Origin of the sequence: Bacillus coahuilensis m4-4 (assembly GCF_000171615.1) — a bacterium.
Lineage (GTDB): Bacteria > Bacillota > Bacilli > Bacillales > Bacillaceae_K > Bacillus_T > Bacillus_T coahuilensis.
Map to the genome: position 1 here is coordinate 93,169 of NZ_ABFU01000042.1, position 14,967 is coordinate 108,135.

Annotated in this window: 8 protein-coding genes and 7 pseudogenes; 12 read left to right on the forward strand and 3 right to left on the reverse strand. The window is 39.0% G+C overall.

Features of this window, described 5'->3' with window-relative positions; all coding sequences use genetic code 11:
* Window positions 1–19 precede the first annotated feature (19 nt).
* The 6 genes and pseudogenes from bcd (at window position 20) to M44_RS11060 (ending at window position 7,108) form a co-directional block, all read left to right on the forward strand.
* A pseudogene (bcd, locus tag M44_RS22465) lies at window positions 20–1,113 on the forward strand (branched-chain amino acid dehydrogenase).
* An 82-nt stretch (window positions 1,114–1,195) separates the two neighbouring features.
* Entirely contained in the window at window positions 1,196–2,299 is a 1,104-nt protein-coding gene (buk, locus tag M44_RS11025) for a butyrate kinase (RefSeq protein WP_010173582.1), read from the forward strand.
* Between the two features lie 16 nt (window positions 2,300–2,315).
* A pseudogene (gene lpdA, locus M44_RS22470) lies at window positions 2,316–3,736 on the forward strand (dihydrolipoyl dehydrogenase).
* 39 nt (window positions 3,737–3,775) lie between these two features.
* Window positions 3,776–4,775: pseudogene (locus M44_RS22475) on the forward strand (thiamine pyrophosphate-dependent dehydrogenase E1 component subunit alpha).
* A 14-nt stretch (window positions 4,776–4,789) separates the two neighbouring features.
* Window positions 4,790–5,771, forward strand: a pseudogene (locus M44_RS22480) (alpha-ketoacid dehydrogenase subunit beta).
* Between the two features lie 23 nt (window positions 5,772–5,794).
* Window positions 5,795–7,108: a dihydrolipoamide acetyltransferase family protein gene (locus tag M44_RS11060; RefSeq protein ID WP_010173587.1), complete on the forward strand. Its 1,314-nt coding sequence runs from the start codon at window positions 5,795–5,797 to the stop codon at window positions 7,106–7,108.
* A 53-nt stretch (window positions 7,109–7,161) separates the two neighbouring features.
* On the opposite strand, the gene M44_RS27005 is transcribed toward M44_RS11060, so the two are convergent.
* The 3 genes and pseudogenes from M44_RS27005 to guaC form a co-directional block, all read right to left on the reverse strand.
* Complete coding sequence (locus M44_RS27005; protein ID WP_010173589.1) at window positions 7,162–7,332, reverse strand: hypothetical protein; 171 nt, start codon at window positions 7,330–7,332, stop codon at window positions 7,162–7,164.
* A gap of 96 nt (window positions 7,333–7,428) precedes the next feature.
* The gene (locus M44_RS11070) at window positions 7,429–7,803 is read right to left on the reverse strand and encodes a winged helix-turn-helix transcriptional regulator (protein WP_162013665.1); all 375 of its coding nucleotides are present in this window, start codon (window positions 7,801–7,803) and stop codon (window positions 7,429–7,431) included.
* Window positions 7,804–7,960: 157 nt separating this feature from the next.
* Window positions 7,961–8,943, reverse strand: a pseudogene (guaC, locus tag M44_RS22485) (GMP reductase).
* A 158-nt stretch (window positions 8,944–9,101) separates the two neighbouring features.
* Between guaC and M44_RS11080 the strand changes: the two are divergent.
* From M44_RS11080 to M44_RS29005, 6 genes and pseudogenes are all read left to right on the forward strand, one after another.
* Window positions 9,102–9,725 (forward strand): hypothetical protein, encoded by a 624-nt coding sequence (locus M44_RS11080; protein ID WP_010173592.1) that lies wholly within the window; start codon window positions 9,102–9,104, stop codon window positions 9,723–9,725.
* A 195-nt stretch (window positions 9,726–9,920) separates the two neighbouring features.
* A complete protein-coding gene (locus tag M44_RS11085; RefSeq protein ID WP_237705266.1) occupies window positions 9,921–10,301 on the forward strand; it encodes a hypothetical protein in 381 nt (126 codons plus the stop codon).
* 177 nt (window positions 10,302–10,478) lie between these two features.
* Window positions 10,479–11,690: pseudogene (locus M44_RS29945) on the forward strand (methylmalonyl-CoA mutase family protein); the annotation flags it as partial.
* A 104-nt stretch (window positions 11,691–11,794) separates the two neighbouring features.
* A pseudogene (gene scpA / locus M44_RS22490) lies at window positions 11,795–13,804 on the forward strand (methylmalonyl-CoA mutase); the annotation flags it as partial.
* The gene (gene meaB, locus M44_RS22495; RefSeq protein ID WP_010173599.1) at window positions 13,794–14,555 is read left to right on the forward strand and encodes a methylmalonyl Co-A mutase-associated GTPase MeaB; all 762 of its coding nucleotides are present in this window, start codon (window positions 13,794–13,796) and stop codon (window positions 14,553–14,555) included. The pseudogene scpA and the gene meaB, both read left to right, overlap by 11 nt.
* A 35-nt stretch (window positions 14,556–14,590) precedes the next feature.
* Window positions 14,591–14,842 (forward strand): hypothetical protein, encoded by a 252-nt coding sequence (locus M44_RS29005; protein WP_272941195.1) that lies wholly within the window; start codon window positions 14,591–14,593, stop codon window positions 14,840–14,842.
* Window positions 14,843–14,967 lie beyond the last annotated feature (125 nt).

The window sequence follows — 14,967 nt, forward strand, 5'->3', positions numbered from 1 at the left end:
TTTTGGGGAGGAAACACTAATGAAAATCTTTTCTTACATGGAACAATATGATTACGAGCAATTACTATTTTGTCAAGACGAACAATCAGGATTGAAAGCAATTATTGCGATACATGATACAACTTTAGGACCTGCATTAGGTGGAACCCGTATGTGGACATATGATTCTGAAGAAGCAGCAATTGAAGATGCTCTTCGACTTTCTCGTGGTATGACGTATAAAAATGCAGCAGCTGGTCTTAACCTAGGTGGGGGGAAAACGGTTATTATCGGAGATCCTCGTAAAGATAAAAATGAAGAAATGTTCCGTGCATTCGGTCGTTACATTCAAGGTTTAAATGGTCGTTATATCACAGCTGAGGATGTAGGAACAACAGTGGCAGATATGGATTTAATTCATGAAGAAACTTCATACGTAACAGGTATTTCTCCTGCGTTTGGTTCTTCTGGAAATCCTTCTCCTGTTACAGCTTACGGTGTATATGTTGGAATGAAAGCAGCTGCGAAAAATGCATTCGGACATGATTCGTTAGAAGGTTTAACCGTTGCGGTTCAAGGTGTTGGAAATGTGGCATTTAACCTTTGCCGTCATTTACATGAAGAAGGTGCGAAGTTAATTGTTACAGATATCAACAAAGAAGCTGTGCAACGTGCTGTAGAAGAATTTGGTGCAAAAGCTGTAAATCCTGAAGAAATCTATAATGTTGATTGTGATATTTTTGCTCCATGTGCATTAGGTGCTGTCATTAATGACGAGACCATTCCTCAAATTAAAGCGAAGGTTATTGCTGGTGCTGCAAACAATCAATTAAAAGAAACTCGACATGGTGACCTTATTCATGAATTAGGTATTTCGTATGCTCCTGACTATGTTATTAATGCAGGTGGTGTTATAAACGTAGCAGATGAATTATACGGTTATAATGCTGAACGTGCGATGAAGAAAGTAGAACTTATTTATAATAATGTTGAAAAGTATTTAATATTTCTAAGCGAGATGGAATTGCGACGTATGTAGCGGCCGATCGGATGGCAGAAGAACGAATTGAAAGAATGAGACGTTCCCGTAGTCAATTCCTTCAAAATGGAAAGCATATTTTAAGCTACAGATAATGAATGAAACGCTTTGTGTTCTATTTTGTGCGCAAAGCGTTTCCCCTTTGCAATTTAGCAATACACGGAGGTCTTACAAAAAATGCAAGAACAATTTAGAATATTAGTCATTAATCCAGGTTCAACTTCAACAAAAATTGGCGTCTTTGATAACGATGATGTGGTATTTGAAAAAACGCTACGTCATGACTCAGATGAGATTAATCAGTATCCATCTATTATTGATCAATATGAATTCAGAAAAACAACGATTTTACATGCATTAGATGAAGAGGGAATCAATGTTTCGAAGCTAAGTGCTGTGTGTGGCCGTGGTGGACTACTACGTCCAATTGAGGGTGGAACATACGAAGTAAATGAACAAATGCTTCAAGATCTTAGAAAAGGGTATTCAGGGCAACATGCTTCCAATCTAGGTGGAATTATTGCAAATGAAATTGCTGGTGCACTTAATATCCCTTCATTTATTGTAGATCCTGTTGTAGTAGATGAATTATCAGATGTTGCTAGGGTGTCTGGATTTTCCTTAATTGAAAGAAAAAGTATCTTCCATGCGTTAAATCAAAAGGCTGTAGCAAGGCGTGTAGCGAAAGAACTGAATAAATCGTACGAAGAATTAAATCTCATTGTGACTCATATGGGCGGTGGTATAACAGTAGGTGCTCATAAGGGTGGAAAAGTAATTGATGTAAATAATGGTCTTCACGGGGATGGTCCATTCAGCCCTGAACGTGCAGGTACTGTTCCAGCTGGTGATTTAGTAGACCTTTGTTTTTCTGGGGATTTTTACCGTGAGGAAATCATGAAAAAGCTAGTAGGTCAAGGCGGACTTGTTGGATATTTAGGAACGAATGATGCGATTCAAGTCGAAAAGAGAATAGAAAAAGGCGATGAAAAAGCAAAGCTAGTATACGATGCTATGGCTTATCAAGTAGCGAAGGAAATTGGAAGCGCTAGTGCCGTATTACAAGGTCAAGTAGATGCAATTATTCTTACTGGTGGTCTTGCATATGGGAAGGACTTTGTTTCAACAATCGTTCAACAAGTTAGTTGGATTGCGGATGTTATGGTTAAACCTGGAGAAAATGAACTTCAAGCGTTAGCGGAAGGCGCACTTCGTGTATTAACTGGAGAAGAAAAAGCAAAAGTATATCCAAATCAGGTAAAGACAGGATTAAACGTTTAGAACGGAGGAGAAACATATGGCAACAGAGTATGATGTAGTCATTTTAGGTGGCGGAACTGGTGGATATGTAGCAGCCATTCGTTCCTCTCAATTAGGGTTAAAAACGGCAATCGTTGAAAAGGAAAATTAGGTGGTACATGCTTACATAAAGGGTGTATTCCTAGTAAAGCTCTACTAAGAAGTGCTGAAGTCTATGCCACTGCAAAGAAAAGTGACGAGTTTGGTGTAGAAGTTAACGGTGTATCTTTAAACTTTACGAAAGTTCAGGAGCGTAAAGAACAGATCGTAGAACAGTTACATAAGGGTGTCAAACATCTTATGAAACAAGGAAAGATTGATGTGTTTGAAGGAATAGGACGAATTCTAGGACCTTCTATTTTTTCTCCAATGCCAGGAACTATCTCTGTTGAGTTAAACAGTGGGGAAGAAAATGAAATGCTTATTCCAAAAAATGTCGTGATCGCAACTGGTTCACGTCCAAGAACCCTACCAGGTTTAGATATTGACGGGGAATTTGTGCTTTCATCTGACGAACTTTTAGAATTAGAAGAACTTCCAAAGTCAGTTGTCATAGTAGGTGGAGGAGTTATTGGCATCGAGTGGGCTTCTATGTTAAGTGATTTTGATGTAGACGTAACCGTTGTTGAATACACAGATCGTATCGTTCCAACAGAGGATCATGAAATATCTAAAGAAATGGAACGTTTGATGAAGAAAAAAGGACGTTAAAATTGTGACAGGTGCTAAAGTACTTCCTGAAACTCTTCAAAAGGGTGAAGGGATTACCATTTCCGCTGAGCATAAAGGGGAAACAAAAGAGTTCTCTGCTGAAAAACTAATTGTATCTGTAGGCCGTCAAGCAAATACAGAAGGAATCGGTCTTGAAAATACGGATATAGTAGTGGAAAAAGGCTTTATTCAAGCGAATGCTTTTGGTCAAACAAAAGAATCACATATATATGCAATAGGTGACGTTATAGGAGGTCTACAGCTTGCACATGTAGCGTCTCATGAAGGAATCTTAGCGGTTGAGCATATCGCAGGTGAAACCTCATCTCCAATTGACTACTCATTAGTATCCAAATGCATTTACAGCTCTCCTGAAATTGCTAGCGTTGGGTATACAGAAAATGAAGCAAAAGAAAAAGGCTTCGATGTAAAAGTAGGGAAGTTTTCATTCCGTGCCATAGGTAAAGCATTAGTCTATGGTGAAAAGATGGTTTTGTAAAAATCATTGCCGATAAAGAAACGAATGATATTCTAGGTGTCCATATGATTGGTCCCCATGTTACGGATATGATCTCTGAAGCTGGCCTTGCCCGCGTACTTGACGCTACACCTTGGGAAGTGGGTCATACCATTCATCCTCATCCATCTCTATCAGAAGCAATTGGAGAAGCAGCGCTAGCTGTTGATGGAAAAGCAATTCATTCATAATTCATTCGTATAGATAAGAATTTTAGGAGGTTTTTCAAAATGGCAGAAAATCGTCACAAAGCATTAGGCTTATCTGATGATCAAGTGGTACAAATGTATGAAACAATGCTCATGGCTCGTCGTCTTGATGAGCGTATGTGGTTACTAAACCGTTCGGGAAAAATTCCATTCGTTATTTCTTGTCAAGGTCAAGAAGCAGCTCAGGTAGGCGCGTCTTTCGCATTAGATCCTAAGAAAGACTATGCACTCCCTTATTATCGTGATATGGGTGTAGTTCTTCACTTTGGCATGACTCCTACGGAATTAATGCTTTCTGGTTTTGCTAAGAAAGAAGATCCAAACTCTGGAGGACGACAAATGCCAGGGCACTTTGGACAAAAGAAAAATAATATCGTGACAGGATCTTCACCTGTAACGACTCAAGTACCTCACGCAGTAGGGATTGCACTTGCTGGAAAAATGGAGAAAAAAGATTTAGTCACGTTCGTAACATTCGGTGAAGGTTCATCGAACCAAGGTGATTTCCATGAAGGAGCAAACTTTGCGGGAGTTCATAAATTACCAGTTATTTTTATGTGTGAAAACAACAAATATGCCATAAGTGTACCAATTGAAAAGCAATTAGCATGTGAAAAAGTTTCTGACCGTGCCATTGGTTACGGAATGCCTGGAATCACGGTTGACGGTAACGATCCTCTAGAAGTATATAAAGCTGTAAAAGAAGCAGCAGATAGAGGGCGTAGAGGAGAAGGTCCAACATTAATTGAGACGGTATCCTACCGACTGACTCCACATTCCTCAGATGATGATGATCGTACATATCGTTCTCCTGATGAAGTGGCAAAAGCCAAAAACAAATGATCCAATTATTACATTTGGTGCGTATTTAAAAGAAGTTGGCATAATGGACGATGCCCTTGAAAAGGAAATCAATGACCGAATCATGAAGCAAGTGAACGAAGCGACAGATTATGCAGAAAATGCACCTTATGCAGACGCTGAAAGTGCATTAAAATACGTATACGCAGAAGAGCAGTAAGGAGGAGATCAATCATGGCAGTTATGAGTTATATTGATGCAGTTACATTAGCCATTCGTGAAGAAATGGAAAGAGATCCAAAAGTATTCGTACTTGGAGAAGATGTAGGGAAAAAGGTGGGGTGTTTAAAGCCACACATGGACTATATGATCAATTTGGTGAAGAACGCGTGATCGACACACCTCTTGCTGAGTCTGCCATTGCTGGAGTAGGAATCGGAGCGGCAATGTATGGGATGCGTCCTATTGCAGAAATGCAATTCGCTGATTTTATTATGCCAGCTGTAAACCAAATTATTTCAGAAGCTGCACGTATTCGTTATCGTTCTAATAACGACTGGAGCTGTCCAATGGTTATTCGTGCTCCTTACGGCGGAGGGGTTCACGGTGCTTTATATCACTCTCAATCTGTTGAAGCCGTTTTTGCGAATCAACCAGGATTAAAAATTGTTATGCCATCTACTCCTTATGATGTAAAAGGGTTATTAAAAGCCGCCATTCGCGATGAGGATCCGGTATTATTCTTTGAACATAAACGTGCGTACCGCCTGATTAAAGGCGAAGTTCCAGAAGAAGATTACACTCTTCCAATTGGAAAAGCTGATGTGAAGCGTGAGGGTGATGATATAACAGTTATTACGTACGGACTATGTGTTCACTTTGCATTACAAGCTGCAGAGCGCTTAGCACAAGACGGGATTGAAGCACACATCCTAGATTTACGTACGATTTATCCATTAGATAAGGAAGCTATTATTGAGGCAGCTTCTAAAACAGGAAAAGTATTACTTGTTACGGAAGATAACAAAGAAGGAAGTATCATTGGCGAGGTAGCGGCGATTATCGCAGAAAACTGTCTGTTTGATCTAGATGCGCCTGTTAAACGTTTAGCAGGACCTGATGTACCTGCCATGCCTTATGCACCAACAATGGAAAATATTTTATGGTAAACCCAGATAAAATTGAAAAAGCAATGCGTGAACTGGCGGAATTTTAAGTAGACGTAAAGGAGGAAATAGTGTGGCTTTAGAAAAAATGACGATGCCTCAGCTGGGGGAAAGTGTGACTGAAGGTACGATTAGCAAGTGGTTAGTATCACCTGGAGATAAAGTGAATAAATATGATCCCATCGCAGAAGTGATGACAGACAAAGTAAATGCTGAAGTTCCATCATCATTCACTGGTACGATTAAAGAACTAGTGGCAGGCGAAGGGGATACTCTTGCTGTTGGAGAAGTAATTTGCTCTATTGAAACGGAAGGCGGATCAGCCGCTTCTACAAGTAGTCAGAAAGAGCCTATGAAGGAGGAGGCTACTGCTAACCAAAGCTCAGAAGAGAAAAAGGCTAGCTCTGCTCCTGTCAAAAGAGAAAAAGGAAAAGCGCGTTTCTCCCCAGCCGTATTAACAATGGCAAATGAACATGATATTGATCTAAATCAAGTAGAGGGATCTGGTAAAGACGGCCGTATTACAAGAAAAGACCTTCAAAAATTAATTGAAGCCGGAACGATACCGAAAGCAGGAGACGTTCAAGTTGAAGAGGTTAAACCAGAGCCTATTCAAGCAGTTCAGACAGAAGCTTCTCATATAAAAGCTCCAAAAGCTGCTTCAACTACCATTCCTGTAGCTGCAGGAGATATTGAAATTCCTGTATCTGGAGTACGTAAAGCCATTGCGGCAAATATGTTGAAGAGCAAACATGAGGCTCCTCATGCATGGATGATGATGGAAGTGGATGTTACAAGCTTAGTGGAGTACCGTGACAGCATAAAAGGAGAGTTCAAACAGCGAGAAGGGTTTAACTTAACGTACTTTGCATTCTTTGTAAAAGCCATTGCTCAAGCCCTTAAAGAATATCCTCAAATCAACAGCATGTGGGCTGGAGATAAGATCATTCAAAAGAAAGACATCAATATTTCTATTGCAGTGGCAACAGAAGATAGTCTGTTTGTGCCTGTTATCAAGCATGCAGACGAAAAGACCATCAAAGGAATCGGCCGTGAAATTGCAGAGCTTGCTACTAAGGTACGTAGTGGAAAACTTACAGGCGAAGATATGCAGGGTGGAACGTTCACAGTGAACAATACGGGTTCGTTCGGTTCTGTTCAATCGATGGGAATTATCAATCATCCTCAGGCAGCGATCGTTCAAATCGAATCGATTGTTAAACGTCCAGTTGTCATGCCAAATGGCATGATTGGTGTTAGAGATATGGTGAACTTATGCTTGTCTCTTGATCACCGTGTTCTTGACGGCTTAATTTGCGGTAAGTTCTTACAACGTGTAAAAGAAATCTTAGAAAACATTTCTAAGGAAAATACATCTGTCTATTAATCATCACAGTAAAATGCAGAAGCTAATCGCTTCTGCATTTTGTCTATTCCCCTTTACTTTCCAATAAATAATTGATTCCAATAATTCCCATCTTCAACATACCCTACACCAATATGTGTATAATAATACATATTCCATGATTCAGCATAGGGTGTTTCCACGTTCTTTGGCGGTGCATTTTCTCCTGCATAAGAAACTTCATTCCACTTTGGATAATTTACCATAAAAATTCACCTCTTATAAACTAAAATATGTTAACAAGAGATGAATTGGAATAGACACATGTCCCATATTTCACCCGATAATCAATTTAATCGTGTTTAGTCTTTCACAGAAAGTAAGCTTACCTCTTCTCCTTCAGAAACCGATTTTTCGATATGTTGTTCTCCCCAAGAGCAAAGCATCTTAAGGGCTGGGTTTAAGGAGTTTCCGTAGTCAGTTAATTCATATTCAACTTTAGGAGGAACTTGATTATACACAATACGTCTAAGTACACCGTCTGTTTCTAATTCTCGTAACTGCTGAGTCAACATCTTTTGAGTAATGTTCGGCATTCTTCGTTTTAATTCACTAGTGCGTAAGGTCCCGTGGTCAATTAAGTGACAAAGAATCACAACTTTCCACTTACCACCAATCACTTCAAGTGCTGCTTCTACTGGAATATTAAATGTCTTCACTATCCACACTCCTAACATCGTACCCTTTTCATTCTAAAGTGGGGTAGGGGTCAATTTTTTTATATAGTTGAATATAGCATAATTAAGGTGATATGCCTAACAGGTTGCTATTCAAAAATTCATGCAGACTAAAAAGCCATAACAGAGAACCTGTTACAGCTTTTAATTCACGTAGTTAATACACTTTATCCCCATTAAAAATAGAGTTCTTTACTACAACATAATCTACGTGACGAATGGCATCAAGATTTGTACCACCAGCATAAGAGATAGACGATTGTAGGTCTTGTTCCATTTCGGTTAACGTATCTTGAAGTGGTCCTTTGTATTCAACGAACATTTTTTTCCTTCAACGTTTTTCTTTTCACCTTTTTGGAATTCAGATGCTGACCCAAAATATTCTTTGTACATCTTTCCGTCTTGTTCAACTGTAACTCCTGGAGATTCTTCGTGGCCAGCAAATAAAGAACCAATCATCACCATGGAAGCGCCGAACCGGATTGATTTTGCAATATCACCGTGTGTACGAATTCCACCGTCTGCAATAATTGGTTTACTTGCAGCTTTTGCACACCATCGTAAGGCAGCTAGCTGCCATCCACCTGTTCCAAATCCCGTTTTAATTTTTGTAATACACACTTTACCAGGTCCAATTCCAACCTTTGTTGCATCTGCTCCAGCGTGCTCTAATTCACGAACCGCTTCGGGTGTTCCGACATTTCCTGCAATCACAAAGCTTTCAGGTAAGTACTTTTTAATATGTTGAATCATCGAAATCACTGCGTTAGAGTGACCATGAGCAATATCAATCGTAATATAGTCAGGTGTTAATCCTTCGTTCGCTAACTGTTTGACAAACTCATATTCATCCTCTTTTACTCCTACACTAATAGAGGAGTACAGCTTACGCTTGTTCATTTCTTTAATAAAGTGGATTCTTTTTTCTGGTTCAAAACGATGCATGATATAGAAATATCCATTTTCAGCAAGATAGAGAGCAATTTTTTCATCCATAATGGTTTGCATATTTGCAGGTACCACTGGAAGCTTAAACGTATGCTTTCCAAGAGTTATTTTCGTATCACATTCAGAACGGCTGTTAACTACGCACTTTGCCGGGATTAGTTGAATATCTTCATAATCAAATACATTTTCCATGGTGGATCCCCCTAAAAACGAATAATAAAGTTATGCTTATAAATAATGTTCGTATTTATACTACATGAAAACCATATCATTGTCAAAAAAATTCCTAATAAGGTGTAAAAATCTTTACTAGATTGGTAAAATAAGAAGAAAAATGAAAGTGTGAAAACATGGATATTTTTGAACAGGAATTTATAATTTTTGTCACTATGCTATTTTTAGTAACACTCTATGAGGTGTATAACTATATAAAAGAGAGTGATCAAAGTGGTGTGATAAAATCTGACCCCATGGATACCATTTATTATGTTCCTCTAACTTTTATACCTACACTATTTGGTGCACCAAAGGAATTTATCGGTATGCTTCTACTCGTTGTTTTTAGTACGTTGGTTTGCCAAATTTTCTTAAGAGGAAAGAAAGTAAAGGTTAAAGGCACAACGAAAGAAAACGTTTTAAGAGCTATTCATAAGTGGAAAGAAAAACGAGGGTATGATCTCCAAATGAACTATGAAGACAGCGGGGATAATTACACTTTATTGCTTAACAGGGAACAGATTCACATTAAGATAAAAAATTATGCTGCACGAGGAGAACATAAAGATGTGGAACTGTATTATAAGGATAGATCGGACAAAGGTACGTATGTAGAATTTATAGACGATTTAAGGTTAATCTTAGAAAAGGATATTGATACGAATTGGCTCAGGAAGAAAGAACGGAGGGACTTACTTTTTTCCATTGGTTCTACTTTGATCGCAATAGTCGGTATAATAACATTTTTTGACACATAAAAGCTTTATACCCCATGATAAATTAGTTCCTCTATTTACAAGCACAAGAATTCATCTACTAAACAGTATAATGTAAAGTCCTTGAAAAACATTCACAAAAATGAATGTTTTTTATTTTGTTCGCAATACAGATGATAGAAAGAGGAAAACTCTTTCACGAAAATTCTAAATAGACTAAAATAATAGTAGGGATGGTTGAAAACGATTACAAATAAAGGGGGAATAGGTAAGATGATTCGTTCAAATCGTATGGAGCAGAGAACCAAAGAAGAATGGTTAACGTTAGTTGATACAACATTAAAAGGGAAATCAAGTGATGTTTTAAATAAACGCATTCACACTACCTACTCGACGAAACCACTATACACACAAGAAGATATAGAGAATATTCCTGTAGATGAACTCCCAGGTCAGGGACTAAGCACAAGAGGCTTTACTAAATCCTCTAATAATTGGATTAACGTGAATCCATCTGATCTTTCAAGAAAAGCACGAGAAAATCAGGATAGCTTGTCTCTTACCAGTCAAGAAATAAAAGAAATTTCCAATCGCTATTATTCAAACGGCATTAAATGAGATACATACACCTATTCATTTTTCTTTATCGACAAACGAGCAATCTGAATTAGCGAAAGAATTAACGTTTCCATCTACTACGAGGGGAGTATTCCAGTCAGACCCTATTACTGAGATGGTGTCGACAGGAAAATTGTGGTCCGATAAAGAAAAAAGAGTTGGTTAGATTGTCTTGAACGGTTAGATCAAATAGTACCAAACTTAAAAACCATTGGAATCCATTTGACCCCGTATCATATGGCAGGTGCAAATCCATTCATGGAGCTAGCCTGTATGCTTAGTCTTGCTGTTGAATATATTGAGTTGGGGAAAGAGATAGGTTGGACACCTGAAAAAACGATGAGTAAATTGGTTGTTATGATGCCGATTGATTCAAAATTTTTCATTCAAATTAGTAAAGTCAGAGCAGCAAGAGGCGTGTGGACGACATTACTAAAAGCATATGGCATAGAAGAAGATAAGACTCAAATGGTCATTAGTGCCTCTACTTCTTGTCTCACTCATTCCCAAATTGATTCCCATGTAAATATATTAAGGCATGCTGAAGCAGCTTTTGCAGGTGTCGTAGGAGGGATAGATTATTTATGTATTTGTCCCTTTAATACATCACATCTAGCTAATCGAATTGCACATAATATACATGCCTTATTAAAAGAAGAAAGTCAATTACATAGAGTCATCGATCCTGCTGGGGGATCCTACTCAGTGGAGACGATAACACATGATTTTATCAAAGAGTCATGGGGTAAGTTTCAAGAGCAGCAAAGAGAAGGTGGAATCCTCCAGTTAATGAAAACAGGAAAAATCCAAAGGGAACTTAAAGTTGAGCTAGAAGCATTGAAACATTCGGTTCAAACTCGCGAGTGTTCTCTTATTGGTACGAATGTCTATGTAGATATAAGACAAAAGGAAGAACTAGAAAAGCAGGGGATGCATTCAATAGGCGATAGATTAACGGGAGAGGAGATCCTCCCATTATCACAGTTAAGATTACCCGTATTATTTGAAGACCTGCCTAAACAGTCATTTACTGCAGGGGTAATTGGACTTGGAAAGCTAAAAGAATATAAGCCTCGTGCAGATTATGTTTCAGGTGTATTAGCGGCTGGAGGGATTGAAACCATTTGGAGCGAAGAATGTGTAACAGCCCACGATGTAGAAACATTTATAAACACTACCAATCATGCTTATTATTGTTTGTGCGGAACAGAAGATAGCTATAACCAGTTGGTTCCTGAAATTATACAGAAATTTAAATCGAGATCGTTCGTATTAGATATAGCTGGAACCGATCAATTTGATGTAGATGGATTTATCATTAAAGGTCAGGATATTCCAGAAAAAATTAGTACCATAGTAAGTAGAGTGGAGGGGTTGATTCGTGAGTAAGCCGAATTTGATAGAATAGTACCTGAATATAGTACTCAAAAAGAGCTAGAGGAATCAAGAGATTCTCTCTTTACAAAAAACAATTGGAATCTGTTACTCATTTAGGAGACTTCCCAGGTATGCAGCCTTATACTAGAGGACCATACCCAACTATGTACACAACGAGACCTTGGACAATTAGACAATATGCCGGCTTCTCTACAGCAGAAGAGAGTAACGCCTTTTACAAGCGAAATTTAAAAATGGGTCAAAAAGGATTATCGGTTGCGTTTGATTTAGCGACTCATAGAGGATATGATTCCGATCACGAGAGGGTAGTTGGGGATGTAGGTAAAGCGGGCGTTGCGATTGATTCTGTGGAAGATATGAAGATCCTATTCAATGAGATTCCTCTCGATCAAATGAGTGTATCCATGACGATGAACGGAGCAGTTCTTCCGGTGCTTGCTTTTTTTATCGTAGCAGCGGAAGAACAAGGGGTTGAGCAGCACCTGCTTTCAGGTACGATTCAAAATGATATTTTAAAAGAATATATGGTCCGAAACACGTATATCTATCCACCACAAATGAGTATGAAAATTATTTCTGATATATTCGAATATACAGCTAAAAACATGCCGAAATTTAATTCGATCAGTATTTCAGGATATCATATGCAAGAGGCAGGGGCTCCAGCAGATTTAGAGCTCGGCTATACGTTAGCAGATGGACTCGAATATGTACGTACGGGATTAGCAGCTGGCATTGATATTGATGCGTTTGCCCCGAGGCTATCATTCTTTTGGGGAATTGGTATGGATTATTTTAAAGAAGTGGCAAAGCTTAGAGCTGGAAGAAGAATGTGGGCAGAATTAATGTCCCAGTTCCATCCTAAGAACCCTAAATCCCTTGCTTTACGCACTCATTCCCAGACATCAGGTTGGAGCTTAACGGAACAAGATCCATTCAACAATGTAGTGCGTACGTTAATGGAAGCACACGCAGCTGTCATGGGACATACACAGTCTCTTCATACAAACGCCCTAGATGAGGCCATCGCTTTACCAACAGATTTCTCAGCGAGAATAGCTCGAAATACTCAGTTATTCCTTCAAGAAGAAACGGGCATTACAGACATTATTGACCCATGGGGTGGCTCTTATTATGTGGAAAGCTTAACAGATGAACTGATGAAAAAGGCGTGGGAACATATTGAAGAGATAGAAGAGCTAGGAGGAATGACCAAAGCAATCGAGACTGGACTCCCGAAAATGAAAATAGAAGAGGCGGCCGCCAAACGCCAAGCCATGATTGATTCAGGTATGGAAAAGATTGTTGGAGTGAATATGAATCGCTTAGAAAAAGAAGATCCCCTTGATGTATTGGATATTGATAATACAGAAGTGCGTAAAAAGCAGTTAGAACGGATTGCCCTCGTAAAGGAACATCGTAACGATGAAAACGTAAAGGCAGCGTTAGAGGCATTAACTGATTCGGCAAAAAAAGGTGAAGGTAATTTACTAGAACGTACTGTTGAAGCGGCAAGATCTCGGGCGACATTAGGTGAAATATCTGGAGCCATCGAACAAGTTTGTGGTCGGCACAAAGCTCTTATTCGATCTGTAAGCGGAGTGTATCAGTCTAATTATGCAAATGAAGAAGAGATTGAAACGGTTAAAGCTCTCTCTCAAGAGTTCCTAGAAAGTGAAGGTCGTAGACCCCGCATTCTCATTGCGAAGATGGGTCAAGACGGTCATGACCGCGGAGCCAAAATTATTGCCACAGCATTTGCAGACCTGGGTTTTGATGTAGATATTGGTCCATTATTTCAAACACCGCAAGAAACAGCCAGACAAGCGGTTGAAAATGATGTTCATGCGATTGGCGTGAGTTCACTTGCAGCGGGACATAAGACGCTTCTTCCTGCATTAATGAATGAATTGGAAGCACTAGGGAGAAAAGATATTATCGTTGTGATAGGGGGCGTTATACCGTATAAAGATTATGATTTCCTTTTAAACAACGGGGCGTCTGCAATCTTTGGTCCTGGTACTGTCATTCCTGTCGCAGCGGCAAAAGTTCTGGAGGAAATCTTTATTAGATTAGGGTATGAGGAAGATATTCGTGAAAAATAAGCGATTTAAACGTGCAGAAGATGAGTCTCTTAACCTAGATGAAATGGTGAGTGGAATCGTAAGGGGCGAACGAAAGTGGCTGGCAAAAGGAATTACGATCATTGAAAGTCAGGCCAAGCATCATCAAATCTTAGCAAAAGAACTGTTGAAGAAACTGTCTTCTATAACAAGGAAGACGAGCATTCGTGTTGGAATTACAGGCGTTCCAGGAGTAGGGAAAAGTACGTTTATTGAAAGCTTTGGAAGCATGCTTTGTGATCAAGGACTACACGTCGCTGTTCTTGCTATTGATCCGTCATCTAGTCTTTCAGGTGGAAGTATTCTTGGTGATAAAACAAGAATGGAATCTCTTGCACGAAATGACCTTGCGTTTATACGGCCTTCTCCTACAGCGGGTACACTTGGCGGTGTTCACAGGAAAACAAGAGAAACGATGTTACTCTGTGAAGCGGCTGGATATGACATCGTGCTTGTAGAAACCGTAGGAGTAGGTCAAAGTGAGTATGTTGTCCGTGAAATGGTAGATTATTTTATGCTTTTAACCTTAACGGGTGCAGGTGATGAACTTCAAGGGATGAAAAAAGGGATTATGGAGCTCGCTGATGGACTCTTTGTTCATAAAGCAGATGGTGATAACGTCGGTAAAGCAAATAAGACTGTGAGTGAATTAAATCAACTACTTCATTTCTTACAGCCGTCCACACCAGGCTGGACGACGAAGGCCTATCCACTTTCTTCCACTACAAAATAGGGTTAGAGGAAGTTTGGACAACCATCCAAGCATTTATCCAAACAACAAAAGAGTCCGGACAATTTATTCAAAGAAGAACAAATCAGAGACTGGAATGGCTTCGTTCAAGTTTAGAAGAAGAAATACTAGACCAATTTTATCAAAAGCAACAAGTTCAGACGTTACTTCCTTTAATGAAAGAACAAGTAAAGGAAGGTACAACGAATGTGAGAGAAGCCGTAGACCAATTATTACAAGTAAATAAAAAAAGTAGATGCATAATGGCATCACTTTTTTACGATGTATGAGTAAAATAGTTTACTATATTAAAGTAAAATGCTATATGCATGTCATGCTGGTTACATGACGCTTGGAGGAAAAATGTAATAGAAGAAGTGGCAGAGAAATGGTTCCTATGATAGGAGCCAGTTCT